Below are 20,479 nucleotides of genomic sequence, written 5' to 3'. Positions count from 1 at the left end.
CCCACCCGGTCGTCCGGGCCGTGCGCGCCTGCTCGCCGCCCGGCCGCGCGTGGCACGATGGCGACGTGCGCGTCACCCTCCACGTCGGCCTGTCCCGGGCAGGCACGTCCTACCTCGAGAACCTCATGGCCGACCAGCGCGAGCGACTGCGCGTGGCCGGCACGGTCTTCCCGTTCGTCCACCCGGACGCGCAGCGCGAGGGTGCCGCCGAGGTCCGCGGGGGTCGCCCCGCGCTGGGGCTGGGCCGCGCCGAGGTGGCCGGCACCTGGCGGGCCCTGGCCGACCGGGCCCGCGAGTTCTGCAGCCGCACCGGCGGCAACGCGGTGATCAGCCACCCCCTGCTCTCCGGCGCCACGCCCGAGCAGGTCGCCTGGGCGATCGAGGCGCTGGACGGGCTCGAGGTGCACGTCGCCGTGACGGCGCGGGACCTCGGCCGACAGGCCGTCACGCACTGGCAGGAGCGCGTCGAGGCCGGCTCCACGACCACCTTCGCGGAGGTGGTCGAGACCGAGCTGCGGGCGGACACCGGCCGCGACGCCGGCCCGGACGACGGCGGCCGTCGCCCCGGCTTCTGGCACGCCCAGGACCTGGCCGACACCCTGCGTCGCTGGACCGCCGGCCTGCCCGCCGACCGTGGCCACCTCGTGGTGGTCCCACCGCGCGGCGCCGCCCCGGAGATGCTGTGGACGCGGTTCGCGCAGGCGTGCGCGATCGACGACTCCGCGATCGACGCCCGGGTGCCCGTGCGCGCCCACCCCAGCCTCGGTGCCGGCGAGGTCGCCGCGCTGCGCGAGGTCAACCGGCTGCTCGGCGACCGGGTCGACCGCGCCACGCGGGAACGGCTCGTCCTGCGCGAGTGGGCCGAGACCGTGCTGCCGGCGCGGGCGGGCCGGCCCGGCCACGTCCCCGTGCTCGCGCCCGCCGCCCTGGCGCCGCTGCTGCGCGAGGCCTCCGAGGGCTGGCTGGCCGAGGTGCGGGCCGCGGGCTGGTCGGTGCACGGGGACGCGGCGGCGCTGGAGCCCCTCGTCGCCGGCGCCGGCGCCGGCGACCCCGAGCCCGACCAGCCGGTGCCCGCGGACCTGGACCCCGAGGCGCTCGTGGCCTCGGTGCTGGCGGCCGAGCGGCCGGGCGGTGACCGCCGGCCCGCGCTCGGCGCCGCCGCCCTCCAGCGGCCGTACCCGGCGCAGCCGCGGGTGCGGGAGGCCGGCCCCGGCGGGGTCGTGCCCCCGGCACCGGGACCCGACCCCCGCGTGTAGCCGCCGGGGCAGGCAGGGCGGGCCAGGGCAGGCAGGCAGGCAGGCGGGGCCCGCGGACCATTCCGAGTGACGTGGGTCACCGTCGGGGCGGTTCCTGTGGTTAACCCGCCGGTAATACTGTCCTCGCGACCCGACGACTTCGCCGTGCGGGCGTCCACGCGCCGTCGCGCGGGGCGACCCGGGTGGCGCCACCCGTGGAGGATGAGCCATGCGTCTGTGCTCGACCGAGGGCCTCACCGAGGACCAGACCGAGATCCTGAAGGCCGTGCGGGCCTTCGTGGACAAGGAGATCATCCCGGTCGCCAACGACCTGGAGCACGCCGACGAGTACCCCGCGGAGATCGTCGAGGGCCTCAAGGAGCTCGGCGTCTTCGGCCTGATGATCCCCGAGGAGTACGGCGGCCTGGGGGAGTCCCTGCTGACCTACGCCCTGTGCGTGGAGGAGATCGCGCGCGGCTGGATGAGCGTCTCCGGCGTCATCAACACCCACTTCATCGTCGCCTACATGCTGATGCAGCACGGCACCGAGGAGCAGAAGCAGCACTACCTGCCGCGGATGGCCACCGGCGAGGTCCGCGGCGCCTTCTCCATGTCCGAGCCGGGCCTCGGCTCCGACGTCTCGGCCATCTCCACGAAGGCCACGCGCCTGGACGACGGCTCCTACTCGATCACCGGCCAGAAGATGTGGCTGACCAACGGCGGCACCTCGACCCTCATCGCCGTGCTGACGAGGACCGACGAGGGCGCCGAGTCGGTCTACAAGAACATGACGACGTTCCTGGTGGAGAAGGAGCCCGGCTTCGGCGAGACCGCCCCCGGCCTCACCATCCCCGGCAAGATCGACAAGATGGGCTACAAGGGCGTCGACACCACCGAGGCGGTCTTCAACGACCACCGCGTCGGTGCCGGCCAGGTCCTCGGCGGCGAGCCCGGCAAGGGCTTCTACCAGATGATGGACGGCGTCGAGGTCGGCCGCGTCAACGTCGCGGCTCGTGCCTGCGGCATCGCCTGGCGCGCCTTCGAGCTGGCCGTGGCCTACGCCCAGCAGCGCGAGACGTTCGGCAAGCCGATCGCCCAGCACCAGGCCATCCAGTTCCGGCTCGCCGAGATGGCCACCAAGGTCGAGGCCGCCCACACGATGATGGTGCGTGCCGGACGCCTCAAGGACACCGGCAAGCGGATGGACGTCGAGGCAGGCATGGCCAAGATGCTGGCCAGCGAGTACTGCAACGAGGTCGTCGAGGCGTCGTTCCGCATCCACGGCGGCTACGGGTACTCCAAGGAGTACGAGATCGAGCGGCTCTACCGCGAGAGCGCGTTCATGCTCATCGGTGAGGGCACCAGCGACATCCAGAAGATGATCATCGGCCGCGCGCTGCTCAAGGACTACGCGCTGCCGCGCTGACCCCCGGCCCAGGCTCCGCCCCGGTCGCCAGGCCGGGGCCGGGCCGGGTCAGCCCTCGTCGGAGCCGGTCTTCTCGCCGGCCGCGGGGTCCCAGGGGTGCGTGCCGCCGTCGTGCGTGCGCTTGCCCTGGGGTCGCAAGGCGTCCTCGCCCTCGCGCAGGATCACGTCGAGGGCGTGCACGGCGGCGTCCAGCACGGCCGCGTCGTCGACGTCCGAGGGCTCCACGCCGGGGGTGTCGACCGGGGTCAGCTCCTCCAGGTCGCCGATCACCCGGACGCCGGACTTGCGGACGAGCTGCACCTCGTTCTTCGTGCGCCGACGCAGCCAGCCGGGCACGGTGAAGCCGAGCTTGGCCTCCTCGCGGGCGTGCGCGCCCAGCGTGTGCTTCGAGAGGGCCTTGTAGCGGTGGCGGTACTGGTCGCGCGTGAGGTCCTCGGTGCGCTCGTTGAGCAGCCGCATGAGCAGCGTGGAGTGCAGGCCGAGCGAGGTGTTGCTGCGCGAGGGCGGGGCGAACTCGTCCTCGGTGATGCCGGCGACCTCGCGGAAGCGGTCCCACAGCACGGTCTGGGGCGCGCCGGGCTGCGGGATCGTCACGACGGTGACGTTCTCCTTGCCGAGGGCCTCCGCCCAGCGGGTGACGGCGCGGCCGAAGCCCTGCTGACGCCAGAACTGGGCGCCTGCGGGCGGCTGCTTCGCGCCCTTGGCGGCGATGCCCTCGAGGTACTCGCTCCAGCCCCAGCTGCGACGGTTCTTGATGGTCTCCTGCCACATGGCGGGGATGCCGCGGCCGAGGTCGCGCACGGTGATGACCGCGTGCACGTCGCACCCGGGCAGCTCCTCGCGCAGGCGGCGGATGACCTCCACCTTGGCGGGGCCGAGGTACTCCATGGAGATCACCACGGTGTCCCCCTCGTGCTCGAGGATGCGCGAGCGCAGCTTCTCCCAGGCCCCGGGGAAGCGCTGGAGGGGCAGCTCGAGGAACTCCGAGACGCCCCGGGTCTGCACGGCCCACGGCGTCGGGAACAGCACGCCCTGGTCCAGCAGTCGCTGGTGGTTGGCCTCCATCAACGACTGGAGGTACGTCGTCCCCGACTTCATCAGGCCGACGTGCAGGACCACCCGCTTGCCCATGGACATCCTTCCCCGTGGCGGCCCGGGCGGGTCCGCCCGGGTCCGGCGCATTCTGGCACACCGCGCTGGGCCCCTCAGGGGCGCGGGCGGTCCCCTCCCGGCCGCCGCGGGGCCCAGCGGTGGACGCCCTCGGTGCCGCTGCGCTCGGCGGCCGGTCGGACGGCGTCGTCGCCCTCGCGCAGCAGCGTGTCGAGGGCCCGGACGCCGGCGGCGAGCACGTCGCCCACCGGCACCTCGGTGGGGTCGGTGCCGGGCGTGTCCAGCGGCGCGAGGTCGGCGAGGTCACCGACGACGCGGATGCCGGCGGCCTCCAGCGTCCCGACCTCCTCGCGGGAGCGTGCGTGCAGCCACGGCGGCACGGTGAAGCCGATCCGCCCCGCCTCGTCCTGCTCGCCGAGGGTGTGCTTGGCCAGCGCCTTGAACCGCTGGCGGTACTGCTCCCCGCCCAGGTCCCCGGCGCCCTCGTTGAGCCTGCGCATCAGCAGGGCCTGCGCGGGGCCGAGCGACTCGTTGGCGCGTGCGGGCGGCAGCCAGTCGTCGGCGGGCAGGCCGGAGGCCTCGCGGAACCGGTCCCACAGCGCCGTGGGGCCGGCGCCGGGCGGCGGCACCACGACCACGGTGACGCGGTCGGCACCCACCTCGGTGGCCCAGCGCCGCGCGATCCGGCCGTAGGCGGCGCGGCGCCAGAAGTGGCGGCCCGGGCCGGGCCGGTCCTCGCCGGTGCGGACGCCCTCGACGTACTCCTCCCACGTCCACGTCCGCCTGTTCTTGCAGCTCTCCTGCCACAGGGCGGGCACGCCGCGGCCGAGGTCGCGGGCGGTGATCACGACCTCCACGGGCGCCGGCGCCAGCTCCGCGACGAGGCCGCGGATGCCGGGCGCGCCGAGGTTGGCGAGGAACTCCATGGAGAGCAGCGAGGTGCCCGGGTGGGCGAGCAGCGCGTCGCGCGTGCGCGCCCAGTCACCGGGCTCGCAGTGGGTGAGGCCGAGCAGGTCGTTGACGGCGCGGGCCTGCACGTCCCACGTGGGGCCGGGGAAGAGGACGCCGTGGCCGAGCAGCCGCTCCTGGTTCCGCTCGAGCAGCCCCTGGAGGTAGGTCGTGCCGGACTTCATCAGCCCGACGTGCAGGACGACGCGCTCGGCCACGCGGCCTCAGCCCCGGCGCAGGCGGCGGCCGAGGGCGCGGCGGGCCCGGCGGTACGTCGAGAGGGGAGCCTCGGCCGGGGCGGGCCGACGCTCGAGCGCCTCGACGCGGCCCCGCAGCCGCTTGCGCTGCCCCACGAGCGTGGCGATCTCGTCGCGCTGGTGACGCTCGTGCACGACCATCCGGGCCAGGGCGGCCACCGCGACGGAGGCCACCTCCTCCTCGGTGACGTCCTCGGTGGTGCGGCCCGTCGGAGGAGTCGGGTCGACGAGCAGGTCGTCGAGGTCCCCGACCACGTGGTGCCCGCGCCCGCGCAGCTCCTCGGTGGTCGTGCCGGCGACCTCGGCCATGAACGCGTGGGCCGCGGGCGGGGTGACGAACTTGGTGCCGTTGCCCACTGGGGCCAGCACCCGCCGGGTCACGAAGTCCTTGGTGAGCCGGCGCATGGTGAGGCCGTGCTCCTCGTCGGGGATGGCGGCCTGGAGGCGACGCATCACCTCGACGCCGCCCAGGTCGAGCGACTCGTTGGCGTTGTCGGAGGTGTGGTCGAGGCCCTCGGAGGAGACGCCCATGACGCCCAGGAACTCGCGCCACAGCCAGTCGGAGGGGGCCTTCTTCGGGATGACGACGAGGTGGACGCGCTCGGTCGGCACGCCCTGGGTCCAGCGGTCGAGGATGCGCGGGGCGTCGTGGAAGGTCCAGAACCGGTCGGACCGGTCGGCCTCGATCGTCTCGGCGTACCCCGCCAGGGTCGCCGAGCTGCCCGACTTCACCATCTGCTGCCAGTGCGAGGGCAGCTGGCGGGCGAGGTCGCGCATCGTGAGCACGACGTGCACCTCGTCGGCGACCTTCGCGAGGTCCGCGAGGGCGCCCGCGGCCTGCTCGGCGGTGGCGGGGGAGAACAGCTCGTGGCCGATGAAGGCGTCGCCGTCGAAGGTGCGGACCTGCTCCAGCAGCCGGTCCCAGGTGCCCAGCTCCTCGGGGGTCAGCTCGTCGAGCACCTCCTGCCGCTGGCAGACGATCGCCGAGCAGTGGAAGTGCCGCAGCAGCCGCTCGCCGGGCAGCAGGAGTCCGCGCTCCTCCAGGGCGTCACGGTGCTTCCAGGTGAGGGACTGCAGGAACGTCGTCCCCGACTTCATCGTCCCCACGTGCAGGAACACCCGCTTGGCCACGTCGCCGCCTCTCGTCAGATCTCGCTCGTCGTCGGTGCCCGCGACGCCGATGGGGCGGTGCGGGCGTGGGCATTCTTGCACCCGGGCCGAGCGAGGGCCGACCCGCCGAGGGTCAGCCGGTGACCTCGACGTCGCGCACCTGGTAGCTGATCTCCTCGTCGGCCATCCGCTCGTCGGTGTCCACGGCGACCGCGGACGGGAAGTCCTGGCCGTCGGGCCAGTCCACCACCACCTGGTCGGCCTCGGTGTCGTTGGCGGCGTCGATGACGTCGTCGAGGCTCACCCAGCGGTAGGCGGGGGCTTCCTGCCCCTTCTCGACGCCGCCGCGGCCGCCGCCGCGCAGGTAGACCGCCGAGACCACCTCGTCGTCGACCACGGTGACCCGCACCGGCGACCCGCCGTCGGGGCAGAAGCAGCCCACCACCAGCGTGTAGGAGTACGACGTCGGCCCGAAGCCGGGGTAGGTGCCCACCGTCGGCTCGGCGGTGGGGCTGGTGCTCGGGTCGGTGCCCGGGTCGGGGGTGGACGAGGCGGTGCCGGTCGAGCCGCCGGTGTCGTCCTGGGCCGCGGGGTCGGCGGCCGTCGTGGTGCCGGACCCCGAGCAGGCGGTGAGCAGCAGCGCGAGCACTGGCCCCAGCACCAGGACCAGGCCCCGTGCGCGGCCCGGCGCCGGGACGGGGGTGACACGGGCGGTGCGGGTGAGCGCGCGGGGGCGGGGTGCGGTCCTCATGCTCCTGGGACGGGGCGCGGCGCCGCGCGGTTCCCCGCCGCGTCCTACCGTGCCGGTCGGCGACGGGAAGGGGCCTGGGCGTGAACCACGCCACTCCGGGCGGGGGTGCCCCGCGCTCGGGGAGTGGTGAGGATGGGGCGTCACCCGCACAGGAGTACCAGAGCCGGTACCGGAGCAGAGGAGTCGGACGTGCAGTTCGGGCGCAGCTACGAGGAGTTCGAGGTCGGCGCGACCTACAAGCACTGGCCGGGCAAGACGGTCACCGAGTACGACGACCACCTCTTCTGCCTGCTGACGATGAACCACCACCCGCTGCACCTGGACTCCCACTACGCGGAGGAGACCACGCAGTTCGGCAAGAACGTCGTGGTGGGCAACTACGTCTACTCGATCCTGCTGGGCATGTCGGTGCCCGACATCTCCGGCAAGGCCATCGCGAACTTGGAGATCGAGTCGCTGCGCCACGTGGCGCCGACCTTCCACGGCGACACGCTCTACGGCGAGACCACCGTGCTCGACAAGTGGGAGTCGACCTCGAAGGACGACCGGGGCGTCGTGCACGTCGAGACCATCGGCTACAACCAGGACGGCAAGGTCGTCTGCCTGTTCCGCCGCAAGGTGATGGTGCCGAAGGAGAACTACCTCGAGGCCCGCGGCGGGGAGCAGCCCGGCCGGCCGGTGCCGCAGCCGGACAAGAACTGGCCCGGACCCGCGGGGGAGTAGCCGCCACCTGCGCCCGCCGGGGCGTCGGTCTTGCCAGGATGGGGCCATGCGACCGACGGCTCTGCTCTCCCGCGACTCCTGGCCCGTCTCCGCGTGGGAGCGCTGGTCGCAGTGGCCGCTGATCTTCTTCTCGCTGGTCTTCCTGGGCGCCTACGCCTGGCCGATCCTCGAGCCCGACCTCTCGCGGGGCGCGGTGGCGGCCTGCAACGCCGTCATCCTCGGCACCTGGGCGCTGTTCGCGGTCGACTACGTCGTCCGGTTCCTGGGCGCGGACCGGCGCGGCCGGTGGGTGCTGCACCACCTGCTCGACCTGTTCATCCTCGCCCTGCCCCTGCTGCGTCCGCTCCAGCTGCTGCGGCTGCTGCTCCTGGTCCGGGTGCTCAACCGGACGGCGGCCGGCACCCTGCGCGGCAAGGTGGGGCTCTACGTGGCCCTCGGCTCCATGCTGCTGGCCCTCACCGCCGCCCTGGCCGTGCTCGACGCCGAGCGCGGGGTGCCCGACGCGTCCATCACCAGCTTCGCCGACGCCATGTGGTGGTCCCTGACCACGATGACCACGGTCGGCTACGGCGACACCTACCCCGTGACCGGCGCCGGTCGCTGGGTGGGGGCCGGGCTGATGGTCACGGGCGTCGCGCTGCTCGGCACCGTGACCGCGACGCTGGCCTCGTGGCTCGTCGACCGGATCACCGGTGAGAACGAGCAGGCGGACGCGGCGGAGCGGGCCGAGGACGAGCGGGCGGACGAGGCCCGCGACGCCGAGACCGCCGCGCTGCGTCGCGAGGTGACGGCCCTGCGCGAGCAGTTGGCCGTGCTGATCGACCGGCTGCCCGCCCCGCCGGTCGGCACCGACCCGGGCCCGGGCTCGCGGACGGGGGAGGAGCCCCCCGCCTGAGCCGGGCCGGGCCGCGCCGCCGGAGCCGCACCGACCGGGACCGCCGACTTGCCTCGTGACGAGCGTCGCTGGCACCGTCGATTGGGTGACCTCGACAACGACGACGGCGTCCACGCCCCGGCCCGATCCCTCCGACCCCGCCGGCGGCGACCGTGGCTTCTTCGGCCACCCCCGCCCCCTGGCGCACCTGTTCGGGGTGGAGATGTGGGAGCGGTTCAGCTTCTACGGGATGCAGGGCATCCTCGCGATCTACCTGTACTTCTCGGTCGCCGACGGCGGCCTGGGGCTGGACCGCGGCGTGGCCGTCAGCCTGGTCGGCGCCTACGGCGGCGGCGTCTACCTCTCCACCGTGCTCGGCGCCTGGCTCGCCGACCGGGTGGCCGGGCCGGAGCGGGTGCTGTTCGGCTCCGCGATCGTCGTGATGGCCGGCCACGTGGCGCTCGCCCTGCTGCCCGGTGCGGCCGGCGTGGGCGTCGGCCTCGTGCTCGTGGCCCTCGGCTCGGGCGGGATCAAGGCCAACGCCACCTCGCTGGTCGGCGCGCTCTACGCCGAGGGCGACCCGCGCCGCGACGCCGGGTTCTCGCTGTTCTACATGGGCATCAACGCCGGCGCGCTCGTCGGGCCGCTGCTCACGGGCCTGCTGCAGAGCCGGGTCGGCTTCCACTGGGGCTTCGGCCTCGCCGCCCTCGGCATGGCGCTGGGCCTGACCCAGTACGCCGTGGGGCGCCGCCACCTGCCGGCGTCCACCGCCCACGTGCCCAACCCGCTCAGCGCCTCCGGCCGCCTGGTCGCCGTGGGCGTGGGCCTCGCCCTGGTCGTCGTCGTGGCCGTCGCGGTGCTCACCGGCCTGCTCACGGCCTCCGACCTGGCGGACGTGACCGCCGTCGTGGTGGTCGTGGCGATGCTGGCCTTCTTCGTGCAGATCCTGCGCAGCCGCGAGATCACCGCCACCGAGCGCAGCCGGGTGTGGGCGTTCGTGCCGCTGATGGCCGCCAACGTGGTGTTCTGGGCGCTCTACCAGCAGCAGTTCACCGTGGTGGCCGTCTACTCCGACGTGCGGCTGGACCGCGACCTGCTCGGCTGGGAGATGCCGATCTCGTGGGTCAACTCGATCAACCCCGTCTTCATCATCGCGCTGGCGCCGCTGTTCGCGGCGGCGTGGACGCGGCTGGGCCCGCGCCAGCCGAGCACGCCCGTGAAGTTCGGCCTCGGCACGGTGCTGATGGGTGTGGCCTTCTGGCTGTTCCTGGCGGTGCCGGGCGGCGAGGGCGCGGCACCCCTGCCGGCGCTGGCGGGCATCCTGCTGGTCTTCACCCTCGCCGAGCTGCTCATCTCCCCGGTGGGCCTGTCGCTGGCCACCAAGCTGGCGCCGCAGCGCTTCGCCACCCGCATGGTGGCGCTGTACTTCCTCTCCGTCTCGCTGGGCACCACGCTCGCGGGCAGCCTCGGCGCCTACTACGACCCCGAGGCCGAGACCGGCTACTTCGCGATCCTCGGGGCCGCCGCGGTGCTGGCCGGGCTGCTCGTGCTGGTCGCGACCAAGCCCATCGGGCGGCTGATGGCGGGGGTCCGGTAGCCGCCCCGGTGGTCCGCCCCGGGCAGGACGGGGGAGAGAATGTCTCCTCGTGAGCATCGAGCACCACGCACCCTTCGCCGCCCCCCTGCCCCACCGGCACGACCCCGAGCTCCCCGAGATGTGGGTCGTGCGCCACGGCGCGACGGAGTGGAGCAAGAACGGCCGGCACACCTCCACCACCGACCTCCCGCTGCTGCCCGAGGGCGAGGACGGGGCCCGCGCGCTGCGCCAGCGCCTGGCCGAGGTGGAGTTCGCGGAGGTCTGGGCCAGCCCGCGTCAGCGGGCGCGCACCACGGCCGCCCTGGCCGGCTTCGGTGAGCCCGAGGTCGTCGACGACCTGCAGGAGTGGGACTACGGCGACTACGAGGGCCTGACCCGCGCCCAGGTGCACGAGGAGCACGACCCCACCTGGGCCGTGTGGACCCACGGCTGCCCCGGCGGGGAGTCCCCCCGCGACGTCGCCGCCCGCCTCGACCGGGTCGTCGAGCGCGCCCGCGCCGCGCGCGGCCCCGTGCTGGCGTTCGCCCACGGGCACTCGCTGCGCGTGCTGGCGGTCCGCTGGCTCGACCTGCCGGTGGCCGAGGGGCGGCACTTCCACCTCGACACCACCACCGTCTCGATCCTGGGCACCGACCGCGGCCTGCGCGAGGTCCGTCGCTGGAACGCCTGAGCCGGCTGGGGCGGGCCTGTGCGCTCCACCGGCCGCGGCCGTGGGCCGCGCACGACTGTTGACGCGGGGCCGCGGTTCGCCGCACCGTGTGCAGGTGAGTGACGCCAGCTGCCCCCGGTGCCCGGCCCCGGTCGGGACGACGGAGCTCGACGGCGAGACCGCGCACACCTGCCCGACGCACGGCGCGGTGGCGCCGCTGTGGCGCGCGGACGCGCTCGACTACGCGGCCCTCGTGGCCCAGGTCGACCTCTCCGACGAGCAGGCCAGCCTCGTCCCGTGGCCCCTGGGCCCCGGCTGGGCCGTGACGGCCCTGGCCACCGCCGGCAGCCCGCGCACGGTCGCGACCCTCGTCGGGGTCTCCGGCACCTCCGCGATCGACGGCCCGGTCGACGTGCTCGTGGTCCACGAGCGCCCCGGCACGGGCCTCGGCGCCCGCTGCGCCGGCGTGCCCGGGGAACCGGGCCCGGAGGCGTTCGAGGCGCCGCCCCTGGTGCGGCTGCGGGCCGAGCACCGTCAGGTCAACCTGTGGCCGGTCTCCACCGGCAGCACCGACGTGGACGTCCTGCTCGACCTGCCCGGCGTGGAGCCGGACGACGACGGTCAGGACCGCAGCGTCCTCGTCGGCGAGGTCGACGGGCAGTGGCTGTGGCTGGTGGTGCGGCCGGCCTCCGCGGTGCTGATGCTGCGCGAGGGCTGGCACCTGCGCGACCTCACCACGCTGGGCCCGGCCCTGGTGCAGATCGGTTTCGGGGAGACCGGCCAGCCCTGGTGAGCGCTCCCGGCTGACTAGGGTGGGGACGTGCGCATCGACCTCCACACGCATTCGCGGGCCAGCGACGGCACGCAGTCGCCGGAGGAGCTCGTGCGCGCGGCCGCTGCGGCGGGGCTCGACGTGCTCGCGCTCACCGACCACGACACGGCCGACGGGTGGGCGGCGGCCGAGGTGACGGCCCGCGACGTCGGCGTCACGCTCGTGCGGGGCATGGAGATCAGCACCCAGCTCGACGGCTGGGGGGTGCACCTGCTCGCCTACCTGCCCGACCCCACCTACCCGCCGCTGGCCGAGCACCTGCGCCGCGTGCTCGAGGGCCGCTCGGGGCGCACGCCCGCCATCGTGGCCCGGCTCAACGCGCTGGGCATCGACCTCACCGTCGACGACGTGGCCCGGGTCTCCGGCGACGCGGCCGCCTCGGGCCGCCCGCACGTGGCCGACGCGCTCGTGGCCCGCGGCGCGGTGCGCGACCGGGACGAGGCGTTCGCCCGCTACCTCAACGCCGGCCGCCCGGCCCACGTCGACCGGTACGCCGCACCGCTGCGCGAGGTGGTGCGTGACGTGGCCGGTGCAGGCGGGGTCAGCGTCATCGCGCACGTCTGGGGGCGCCGCCGCGTCCAGGAGCCCGGCCCCGACCTGCTCGCCGAGGCCGCGTCGCTCGGCCTCACCGGCCTCGAGGTCGACCACCAGGACCACGCGCCACAGGTGCGCACGCGGCTGCGCGACATCGCCCGCGACCTCGACCTCGTCGTCACCGGCTCCAGCGACCACCACGGCACCGGCAAGGTCGACCACGACCTCGGCTGCAACACCACGGACCCCGAGCAGTACGAGCGGCTGCTCGGGGCCGCGCGGGCCGCGGCGGCGGCCTCCGGGCGCAGCACGCCCGCCGTCGTCCGCCCCTGAGCGCCCCCTGAGTCGGCCCCTGAGCCGCCCCTGGCCGCCGTCAGCCCAGGCTGCGCAGGGGGTCGCGGAGGAAGTCGGTGAGGACGTCGGCCCACGTGCGCGGGGCGTCGAGGTGGACGTCGTGGCCGGTGCCGGCGACGGTCACCACCTGGGCCCCGGGCCGCAGGGCGCACATGGTCTCCACCTGGCGGCGGGGCACGGAGGAGTGCTGCCCCAGCACCAGCAACGTCGGGCAGGAGACCTCGGCCCACTCCTCGACGTGCTCGCGGGCGTGCACGTGCGCGAGCGCGCGGGTGAGGGTGGCGGCGTCCCAGGCGGGACGCAGGCCGTCGGCCTGCTCCTCCAGCCCGGCGGCCCAGACCGCGGCCGTGTGCTCGTTGCCGCCGAAGAAGCGGGCGAAGTCCTCGGAGTCGGCGAACGGCACCGGCCAGGAGGCCAGCCAGTCGCCCACGGCCTGCGTCGCCGTGGGGTCACCGCCGCCGAGGCCGGACTCCACCATCACCAGGCTGGAGACCCGCTCGGGCGCCCGCGCCGCCACCAGCATGGCGGTGTGCCCGCCCATCGACTGCCCCACCAGGGAGACGTCGTCGCGGCCCAGGTCGTCGAGCACCGCCAGCACGTCCTCCACGTAGGCCTCGCGGGACACGTCGTCGGGGCGGCGGGTGCTGCCGCCGTGGCCGCGCTGCTCCACGGCGACCGAGCGGAACTCGGGGGAGAGGGCGTCCATGGTCGCCGTCCACTCCCGGGCGTACCCCGCGAGGCCGTGCAGCAGCACCACGGGAGGTGCGTCCGTGGCCTGGTCGAGGAACCAGACCTCGGCGTCCGACCGCTCCACGCGGCCCCAGAGGTCGGGCATGCACCGAGTCTCGCGCGTCGTCAGCGGCGGCCCAAGCCTTGCAGCCGCAGGAGGGCCCGGTCCGGGACGAGTCGGGCCAGCCGCACCAGGGCGCGGTAGCGGCGCGAGGGCACCGAGAGGGCGCGGCCGGCGTCCAGGTCGTCGAGGGCCTCGGCGACCAGGTCGTCGGCGTCGAGCCACATCCAGGCCGGCGCGGAGCCGCGGCCCACGCCCATCCGCTCGTGGAACTCGGTGCGGACGAAGCCGGGGCACAGCGTGGTCACGGTGACCCCGCGGTCGCGGTACTCCGCCGAGGCCCAGGACCCGAACCGGTTCACGTAGGCCTTGGCGGCGCTGTAGGTGCCACGGGGCAGGAACGCCGCCACGGACGACACGTTGAGGACCGCGCCGTGCCCGCGCGCCGCCATGGCGCCCAGGGCGGCGTGGGAGAGCCGCACGACGGCCACCACCAGCACCTCGAGCATCGCGGTCTCGGCCTCGACGTCGTTGTCGCCGAAGCGGCCCTTGAGCCCGAAGCCCGCGTTGTTGACCAGGACGTCGACGGGGCGCTCGGTGGCGGCGAGCCGTGCCTCGACCCGGGCCAGCTGCGCACGGTCGGTCAGGTCGGCGGCCAGCACCTCGACGTCGGTGCCGAAGCGTCGGTCCAGCTCCTCGGCCAGGCTCGCCAGCCGCGCCTCGTCCCGGGCGACGAGGACGAGGTCGTGGCCGCGGGCGGCGAGCTGGACCGCGAAGGAGCGACCGATGCCGGCCGTCGGACCGGTGACCAGGGCGCGGGGGCGGCCGGACGGTGCCTCGGGACCGGGGTGCGTGTCGGGGGCTGTCACCGGACCAGTCAACCACCGCGCGTCGTCCCGGCCGGGCCGCCCACCCGGCCCGTCGGCGCGCGGGTGCACCGCGGCCGTGCCCCGCTGCTGCATAGTGGTCGTGATGACCACGACACTCGCCGTCGCCAACCAGAAGGGCGGCGTCGCCAAGACCACCTCGGTGGCGTCCCTGGGGGCCGCGCTGGCCGAGCTGGGTCACCGCGTCCTGCTCGTGGACCTGGACCCCCAGGCGTGCCTGACGTTCTCGCTGGGCATCGACCCCGAGAACGTGGAGACCTCGATCTACCACGTGCTCACGCAGGGCACCGACGCCGCGGACGTGGTGCTCGAGACCGAGGACGGCGTGGACCTGCTGCCCGCCACGATCGAGCTGGCGCGGGCCGAGGCCGACCTGCTCACCCGGACCGGCCGCGAGCACGTGGTGAAGATGGTCGTCGAGGAGCTCGAGGACGACTACGACTGGGTGCTGCTGGACTGCCCGCCCTCGCTCGGGGTGCTGACGGTCGCGGCCCTCACCGCCGCCCAGGGCGTGCTGGTGCCCCTGCAGTGCGAGACGCTCTCGCACCGCGGCGTCGGGCAGCTGCTCGACACGGTGCACGACGTGCGGCGGTTCACCAACAAGTCGCTGGAGGTCTGGGGTGTGCTGCCGACGCTGTTCGACGGCCGCACCACCCACTCGCGCACCGTGCTCGAGACGATCTCCCAGACCTACTCCCTGGACGTCGTCGAGCCGCCGATCCCCAAGACCATCAAGTTCGCCGAGGCACCGGCTGCCGGTCGCTCGATCCTCGCCACCTCGCGCACCAGCAAGGGCGCCCAGGCCTACCGCGAGGTCGCGGTCAACCTGGTGGAGCGGGCGGCGCGACCCCGCTCGCGCCGCCGCGCGAAGGGCTGAGCCGTGGTCGGTCGCCACACCGCGCCGGTCCGGCCCCGCTGGGGGCGGATCGGGGCCCTCGTCGGCTCGCTGGCCCTCACGCTCGGCGCCGTGCTCGGCGCCGTGGGGGTGCTCGGCAGCACGGAGGAGCCGGCGTCCGCCGAGGTGAGCGTGGCGCTGGACCCGGCTGCCGCGTCGTCAGCCCCGTCGTCCGTGGCCGGCCCGTCGGCCGGCCCGTCGACCAGCGCGTCGACCAACCCGTCGACCAGCCCGTCGGCGTCGGCGTCGGCACCGGCGTCGGAGGAGCCGGTCGAGGAGCCCGTGGAGGAGGAGACCGCGTCCGTCGCGTTCCCCGCGCTCCCGGAGGGCTCCGGCACGGGCCGTCGGGCGGTGTTCTCCGAGTCCGAGCAGCGCGTCTGGATCGTCGGTGGTGCCGGGCGGGTCCGGGCCAGCTACCTGGTCTCCGGCAGCACCCTGGACAACCTCGACCCCGGCACCTACGAGGTGTTCTCGCGCAGCCGCGACGCCACCGGCATCGACGGCTCGACCATGGGCTGGTTCGTCCGTTTCACCCGCGGCCCCTCCGGTGCCGCCATCGGCTTCCACGACCTGCCAGTCTTCGACGGCGAGCGCGTCCAGACGCTCGCCCAGCTCGGCACGCCGCTGTCCCACGGCTGCATCCGGCAGAAGCGCTCGGACGCCCGCGTCATGTGGGACTTCGCGCAGCTCGGGACCACGGTGGTGGTGACGGCGTGAGGCGCGCGGCGCCCGTGCTGGTCGCCGCGACGGCAGTGGTCGGCCTCGCGTCCTGCGGCGTGGTCGACGACCTCGCCGCCGGCGGGGGAGCGCCCGACGCCCTGCCCGTGGCGGACGCGCCGCTGGAGCTCGACTCGCTGCCCTACGTGGTCGGCAACACGCTGCACGCGGACGGACGGGAGGTCGACCTCGGCGGCCGGGTCACCCAGTTCGTCGTGGGGCCGCGCGGCGTGTACGCGGACACCTACGAGGGCACCGTCTTCACCGACCTCGAGACCGTCACGCCGCTCGACGTCGACGTCAGCCTCTCGCCGCTGGTCCTCGGACCGGAGGGGGAGACGCTGGCCCTGGTGGACTTCTCCTCCCGGGTCGCCTCCGCGGCCGTCTACGACCTCGAGTCCGGCGACCTCCTCAACGCCAGCACCCGGGGGATGGGCGACCCCGTCACCGACGACCTGGGCGACCTCTACGAGGAGACCTGGGCCCGGCCCCTCGGGTTCACCGCCGACGCGGTCGTCGTCGAGCCGGCTACCGGCCCCGCCCTCTACCTCCCGCTCGACGGCGGCGCGGCCACCGAGGTGCCGGCGGAGGACCTCACCGAGTCGTGGGCCGACAGCACGATCGTCGACGGCCTCCTGCCGTCCGCCGGCCAGGGCTACGACAGCTTCGACGTGGACCCAGCGACGCTTCCCCCGGTGCTGGTGCGCCGGCACGGCGAGCTCTCCCCGGACCGCACCGCCGCCCTCGTCGACGCCGAGAACCACAGCTGGCGCCCGATCGACGTCGCGAGTGGCACGGCGCTGGACGTCGACCTGCCCGACGGCGCGGACAGGTTCGTGGTGGCGACCTGGACCGACGAGCACACGGTGGTCGGCGGCGCGGCCCTGGGTCGCGGCAGCAGCGCCCGGCTGCGCGGGCAGCAGCGGTTGGTGTCGTGCGTGCTCGAGCCGGGCGGGCGCTGCACGGACCTGGGCAGGACGGTCTCGGGCCTGGCATCGTGGCCGGGACGTCCGTCCACCTGGGGCTGAGGCGGCTCCGGACGACGACGGCCCGTCACCGCGTGAGGCGGTGACGGGCCGTCGGTGCTGCTGGTGAGGGAGAGCCCGCGGGCTCAGCCCTCGGAGGAGCCGCCCTGGCCGGCGCCCTGGCCGCGGCCACGACCGCCGCGACCACGCGAGCGACGGCGACGACGCGGGGCGTCGCCCTCGGAGCCGCCGCTCGGAGCGGAGCCCGCCGGGCCCGAGGACGAGGAGCCGTCGGCGTTGCTGGAGCCGGTGGTGATGGTCGGACCGCCGGTGCGCTCGGCCTTCGGCGCGCCCTCGGTGGCGACGGCCTCGCCGCCGCGGGAGCGGGTGCGCGTCCGGTTGCGGTCGCGACGGGGGCGCTCGCCGCCCTCGCGGGGCTCGCGCTTCTCGCGAGGCTGGGCCGGCTCGGGCGCCTTGATCCGGCCCTTGGTGCCGGGCTCGATGTCGAGCTCGGTGTAGAGGTGCTCGGAGGTCGAGTAGGTCTCGGCCGGCTCGTCGAACGGCAGGTCGAGGGTCTTGTTGATCATCTTCCAGCGGTGCAGGTCCGCCCAGTCGACGAGCGTGATCGCCGTGCCCGAGGCACCCGCGCGGCCGGTGCGGCCGATGCGGTGGACGTAGGTCTTGTCGTCCTCGGGGCAGGAGTAGTTGATGACGTGGCTGACGCCGCGCACGTCGATGCCGCGGGCGGCGACGTCGGTGCAGACCAGGGCCTGGAGCTTGTCGTCGCGGAAGCGGGTCAGCGCCTTCTCGCGGGCCACCTGGGCCATGTCGCCGTGCAGCGGGCTGGCCTTGAAGCCGCGCTCGACGAGGTCGTCGGCGAGCCGCTGGGCCGCGCGCTTGGTACGGGTGAAGACGATGACCTTCTCGACGTCCTTGGACTGCAGGACGCGGCCCACGATCTCCGGCTTGTCCAGGTCGTGCGCCTGGTAGACGTGCTGCGAGGTGGCGGGCACGGTGGCGTTCTCGTAGGACGCCTCGGCGCGGATGTTCATCGGCGAGCGCATGTGGGTGCGCGCCAGCGCGACGATCGCGGAGGGCATCGTGGCGGAGAACAGCATCGTCTGGCGCGTGGCCGGGGTGAGCTTGAGGAGCTTCTCGACGTCGGGCAGGAAGCCCAGGTCGAGCATCTCGTCGGCCTCGTCCAGCACGAGCGCGCGGACGTGGCCGAGGTCGAGCACCTTGCGGTTGGCCAGGTCGATGAGGCGGCCGGGCGTGCCGACGACGATGTCGACGCCGGACTCGAGGGCCTCGATCTGCGGCTCGTACCCGACGCCGCCGTAGACGGTGAGGACGCGCAGGCCGCGGTCGGCGCTGGCGAGGGTGAGGTCGGAGGAGACCTGGAGGGCGAGCTCGCGGGTCGGCGCCACGACGAGCGCCTGCGGCTTGCCCTGGGGGAGGGCCGCGTAGCCCTCGTCCCCGACGGCGGTGCTGCTCTGGATGACCGGGATGCCGAAGGCGAGGGTCTTGCCGGTGCCCGTGCGGGCCTGGCCGATGAGGTCGGTGCCCTCCAGGGCGACCGAGAGGGTCATCTCCTGGATGGCGAAGGGGCTGGTGATGCCGGCGCGCTCGAGCGCGTCGCAGATCTCGGGCATGACGCCGAGGTCGCGGAAGGTGGTCAAGTATTCGTCTGCTTTCGTGCGGCGGCCGGCCGGGGGGCGTGGCCGCGGGTTCTCGGATGCGGCCGACCCGGCGGCTCCGTTGGGAGTCCCCTGCACGTCTGCCGCGCACATACCTGCGGCCCTGCGGAGCGCGGCGACCTCGGGAGGTCGTCACGCGGCTCGGGGCCGCCGCGGGCCTGCCGCCGGCGGCCGTCGTGGGCGTCGGCGCGGCGTCCGCGCAGGTCCACCTTACCGATACGCTGCGAGCATGGCTGAATCCGACGTCACACACGCCGAGGTCGAGGGCGAGGACTCGCTGGCCTTCGAGGACCCGGAGTACCGGGAGGCGGTCGTCGACCTGCTGGCCGTCATCGGCTACGGGCTCATCTCCGCCTTCGAGCGGCTCGGCGAGGACGCGACCCTCGCCCCGCACCTGGAGGCCAAGGTCCAGCTGGGCCGCATGGCCGCCGGCGAGCTCGGCAAGCTGGGCCGGATCGAGGCCCGGATGGCGGAGCTCGGCTCCGACCCGTTCGAGGCGATGGAGCCGTTCATGGCGGCTGTCGACGCCTTCCACGCCAACACCGCCCCCGCCGACTGGTACGAGGGCCTGGTGAAGGCCTACGTCGGTGACGGCCTGGCCAACGACTTCTACCGCGAGATCGCGGCCTACCTCGACGCCGGCACCCGCAGCCTCGTCATCGGCACCCTCGAGGACGCCGGGTACGCGGCGTTCGCGGTCGCGCAGGTGCGCGGCGCGATCGCGGCCGACCCGCGGCTGGGCGGTCGTCTGGCGCTGTGGGGCCGCCGCCTCATGGGCGAGGCGCTGATCCAGGCGCAGCGGGTGGCCGCCGAGCGGGAGGGCATGTCGTCCCTCCTGGCCGGCGGGATCGACCGGCCGGGCCTCGACCTGGCCGCCCTCGGCCGCATGTTCACCCGCCTCACCGAGCGGCACGCGGAGCGGATGGCCGAGCTCGGCCTCGACTCCTGACCCGGCGCTCGGTCCGGAACGACGACGCCCCGCGTCCTCGACCGTGGTGGTCGGGGACGAGGGGCGTGCGCGCGTCGGGCCCGGGTCAGCTGCGGAAGCCGACGGCACCGACCTGGGTGGAGCCGATCTCCACGTAGGCGATCTTGGCACCGGGGACCGCGATGGTGCGGCCCTTGGTGTCGGTGAGGGTGAGCAGGGTGCCGGCGGCGACGGCGTCCGCCACCTGCTGCTGGACGAACTCCTGCGTCGAGTCGACGTCCACCGCCATCTCGCGGGCGGCCTGCTGGATACCGATCTTGACCTCCACGGGTCCTCCTTCGTCGCGAGGCGGCTGGCGCCTGGATGAGCTCTCGTCCCGAGCCTAGGGCATGTGCCCAGACGGCCGGGGGAGGGCCGGCGGCCGGTGGGGCGGCCGGTGGGGCAGCAGGTGAGCAGCCGGGCCGGCGGCTCAGGCCTGGCCGGGCTCCTCGGTGCGCGGGTAGCCGCCGATGCCGCGCCAGGCGAGGCCGGAGACCAGCGCCGTGGCCTGCTCGCGGCTCAGCTCGCCGCCCTCGACGAGCCAGAAGCGGGCGCTCACCTGGGCCATGCCCACCAGCGAGACGGCCAGCAGCCGGGAGGCCTCGTCGTCCAGGCCGGTGTCGTCGTGGATGACCTCGGCGATGGCCTCGGCGCACTCGCTGGTGACCCGGTCGATCTGGGCGCGGACGGCGGGCTCGCTGGTGAGGTCGGACTCGAAGACGAGGCGGAAGGCGCCGGACTTCTCCGCCACGTAGGAGTAGAAGACGTCCATCGCCGCGGCCACGCGCAGCTTGTTGTCGTCCGTGGCGGCCAGCGCCTGGCGGCAGTTGGCGACGATGGTGTCCGCCGAGGCCTCCAGCAGGGCCTGGTAGAGCTCCAGCTTGCCGGGGAAGTGCTGGTAGAGCACGGGCTTGGAGACGCCGGCTCGCTCGGCGATGTCGTCCATCGCGGCCGCGTGGTAGCCGTTGGTCACGAACACCTCGAGCGCGGACTCCAGCAGCTGGGCCCGCCGCTCCTTGCGGGGGAGGCGTCCTCCGCGGGGGCGGACGTCGGCGTCGGCCGACGAGGCCTGGTACTGGTCTGCGGACACGGGGGTGCTCCTCGGTGCTGGCGTGCGGGTGCGACAGGGGTCCGGCAGTGCGTCGCAGGAACCGTGGGGTG

General features: G+C 74.5%; 21 protein-coding genes. 12 read left to right on the top strand and 9 right to left on the bottom strand.

The features are described 5' to 3' along the window. The first annotated feature begins 65 nt into the window (after positions 1–65). Together M8330_RS03450 and M8330_RS03445 are read left to right on the top strand one after the other, a co-directional pair. On the top strand, positions 66–1,256 hold the full coding sequence (locus tag M8330_RS03450) for a hypothetical protein (protein WP_250826195.1): 1,191 nt from the start codon (positions 66–68) through the stop codon (positions 1,254–1,256). A gap of 208 nt (positions 1,257–1,464) precedes the next feature. Next, on the top strand, positions 1,465–2,661 hold the full coding sequence (locus tag M8330_RS03445; protein ID WP_250826194.1) for an acyl-CoA dehydrogenase family protein: 1,197 nt from the start codon (positions 1,465–1,467) through the stop codon (positions 2,659–2,661). Positions 2,662–2,709: 48 nt separating this feature from the next. On the opposite strand, the gene M8330_RS03440 is transcribed toward M8330_RS03445, so the two are convergent. From M8330_RS03440 to M8330_RS03425, 4 genes are all read right to left on the bottom strand, one after another. Continuing rightward, positions 2,710–3,792 carry a hypothetical protein gene (locus tag M8330_RS03440; RefSeq protein ID WP_250826193.1) on the bottom strand — a complete coding sequence of 361 codons (1,083 nt, stop codon included), beginning with the start codon at positions 3,790–3,792 and terminating at the stop codon, positions 2,710–2,712. A gap of 74 nt (positions 3,793–3,866) precedes the next feature. After that, complete coding sequence (locus M8330_RS03435) at positions 3,867–4,937, bottom strand: hypothetical protein (protein WP_250826192.1); 1,071 nt, start codon at positions 4,935–4,937, stop codon at positions 3,867–3,869. A 6-nt stretch (positions 4,938–4,943) separates the two neighbouring features. Next, positions 4,944–6,107, bottom strand: a complete 1,164-nt coding sequence (locus tag M8330_RS03430; protein ID WP_250826191.1) for a hypothetical protein — start codon at positions 6,105–6,107, stop codon at positions 4,944–4,946. Positions 6,108–6,219: 112 nt separating this feature from the next. Beyond that, the gene (locus M8330_RS03425) at positions 6,220–6,837 is read right to left on the bottom strand and encodes a DUF6174 domain-containing protein (RefSeq protein ID WP_250826190.1); all 618 of its coding nucleotides are present in this window, start codon (positions 6,835–6,837) and stop codon (positions 6,220–6,222) included. Positions 6,838–7,026: 189 nt separating this feature from the next. Between M8330_RS03425 and M8330_RS03420 the strand changes: the two genes are divergently transcribed. The 6 genes from M8330_RS03420 to M8330_RS03395 all read left to right on the top strand — a co-directional run bounded on the left by M8330_RS03420 (position 7,027) and on the right by M8330_RS03395 (position 12,379). Further along, positions 7,027–7,560 (top strand): MaoC family dehydratase, encoded by a 534-nt coding sequence (locus M8330_RS03420; protein WP_250826189.1) that lies wholly within the window; start codon positions 7,027–7,029, stop codon positions 7,558–7,560. A 46-nt stretch (positions 7,561–7,606) separates the two neighbouring features. Beyond that, entirely contained in the window at positions 7,607–8,455 is an 849-nt protein-coding gene (locus M8330_RS03415; protein ID WP_250826188.1) for a potassium channel family protein, read from the top strand. A gap of 85 nt (positions 8,456–8,540) precedes the next feature. Further along, positions 8,541–10,031 (top strand): peptide MFS transporter, encoded by a 1,491-nt coding sequence (locus M8330_RS03410; RefSeq protein ID WP_250826187.1) that lies wholly within the window; start codon positions 8,541–8,543, stop codon positions 10,029–10,031. Positions 10,032–10,080: 49 nt separating this feature from the next. Continuing rightward, positions 10,081–10,701 carry a histidine phosphatase family protein gene (locus tag M8330_RS03405; RefSeq protein WP_308195970.1) on the top strand — a complete coding sequence of 207 codons (621 nt, stop codon included), beginning with the start codon at positions 10,081–10,083 and terminating at the stop codon, positions 10,699–10,701. A gap of 94 nt (positions 10,702–10,795) precedes the next feature. After that, on the top strand, positions 10,796–11,473 hold the full coding sequence (locus M8330_RS03400; RefSeq protein WP_250052913.1) for a DUF6758 family protein: 678 nt from the start codon (positions 10,796–10,798) through the stop codon (positions 11,471–11,473). Positions 11,474–11,500: 27 nt separating this feature from the next. Beyond that, positions 11,501–12,379, top strand: coding sequence for a PHP domain-containing protein (locus M8330_RS03395; protein WP_250826186.1), 879 nt, complete (start codon positions 11,501–11,503; stop codon positions 12,377–12,379). A 40-nt stretch (positions 12,380–12,419) separates the two neighbouring features. Here the strand turns inward: M8330_RS03395 and M8330_RS03390 are convergent, their stop codons facing one another. Continuing rightward, positions 12,420–13,235, bottom strand: coding sequence for an alpha/beta fold hydrolase (locus tag M8330_RS03390; RefSeq protein WP_250826185.1), 816 nt, complete (start codon positions 13,233–13,235; stop codon positions 12,420–12,422). Positions 13,236–13,255: 20 nt separating this feature from the next. Further along, positions 13,256–14,059 carry an SDR family NAD(P)-dependent oxidoreductase gene (locus tag M8330_RS03385; protein WP_250826184.1) on the bottom strand — a complete coding sequence of 268 codons (804 nt, stop codon included), beginning with the start codon at positions 14,057–14,059 and terminating at the stop codon, positions 13,256–13,258. Positions 14,060–14,162: 103 nt separating this feature from the next. On the opposite strand from M8330_RS03385, the gene M8330_RS03380 reads away from it, so the two are divergent. From M8330_RS03380 to M8330_RS03370, 3 genes are read left to right on the top strand one after another with little or no spacing between them, the layout of a single operon-like run. Beyond that, positions 14,163–14,954: a ParA family protein gene (locus tag M8330_RS03380; RefSeq protein WP_250826183.1), complete on the top strand. Its 792-nt coding sequence runs from the start codon at positions 14,163–14,165 to the stop codon at positions 14,952–14,954. Positions 14,955–14,957: 3 nt separating this feature from the next. Then, the gene (locus tag M8330_RS03375) at positions 14,958–15,689 is read left to right on the top strand and encodes a L,D-transpeptidase (protein ID WP_250826182.1); all 732 of its coding nucleotides are present in this window, start codon (positions 14,958–14,960) and stop codon (positions 15,687–15,689) included. Beyond that, positions 15,686–16,717, top strand: a complete 1,032-nt coding sequence (locus tag M8330_RS03370; RefSeq protein ID WP_250826181.1) for a hypothetical protein — start codon at positions 15,686–15,688, stop codon at positions 16,715–16,717. The genes M8330_RS03375 and M8330_RS03370 overlap by 4 nt, the downstream gene beginning before the upstream one ends. A gap of 83 nt (positions 16,718–16,800) precedes the next feature. On the opposite strand, the gene M8330_RS03365 is transcribed toward M8330_RS03370, so the two are convergent. Continuing rightward, a complete protein-coding gene (locus M8330_RS03365; RefSeq protein WP_372490148.1) occupies positions 16,801–18,333 on the bottom strand; it encodes a DEAD/DEAH box helicase in 1,533 nt (510 codons plus the stop codon). Positions 18,334–18,580: 247 nt separating this feature from the next. On the opposite strand from M8330_RS03365, the gene M8330_RS03360 reads away from it, so the two are divergent. Beyond that, on the top strand, positions 18,581–19,300 hold the full coding sequence (locus M8330_RS03360) for a ferritin-like fold-containing protein (RefSeq protein WP_250052901.1): 720 nt from the start codon (positions 18,581–18,583) through the stop codon (positions 19,298–19,300). 85 nt (positions 19,301–19,385) lie between these two features. On the opposite strand, the gene M8330_RS03355 is transcribed toward M8330_RS03360, so the two are convergent. Further along, positions 19,386–19,607, bottom strand: coding sequence for a DUF3107 domain-containing protein (locus tag M8330_RS03355; protein WP_250052899.1), 222 nt, complete (start codon positions 19,605–19,607; stop codon positions 19,386–19,388). A gap of 141 nt (positions 19,608–19,748) precedes the next feature. Next, on the bottom strand, positions 19,749–20,408 hold the full coding sequence (locus M8330_RS03350) for a TetR/AcrR family transcriptional regulator (protein ID WP_250052897.1): 660 nt from the start codon (positions 20,406–20,408) through the stop codon (positions 19,749–19,751). Positions 20,409–20,479: the final 71 nt, after the last annotated feature.

Origin of the sequence: Nocardioides bruguierae (assembly GCF_023656415.1) — a bacterium.
GTDB classification, from domain to species: Bacteria; Actinomycetota; Actinomycetes; order Propionibacteriales; family Nocardioidaceae; genus Nocardioides; species Nocardioides bruguierae.
The sequence above is the reverse complement of the archived record's forward strand: the minus strand, read 5'-3'. Positions and strand labels throughout refer to the sequence as shown.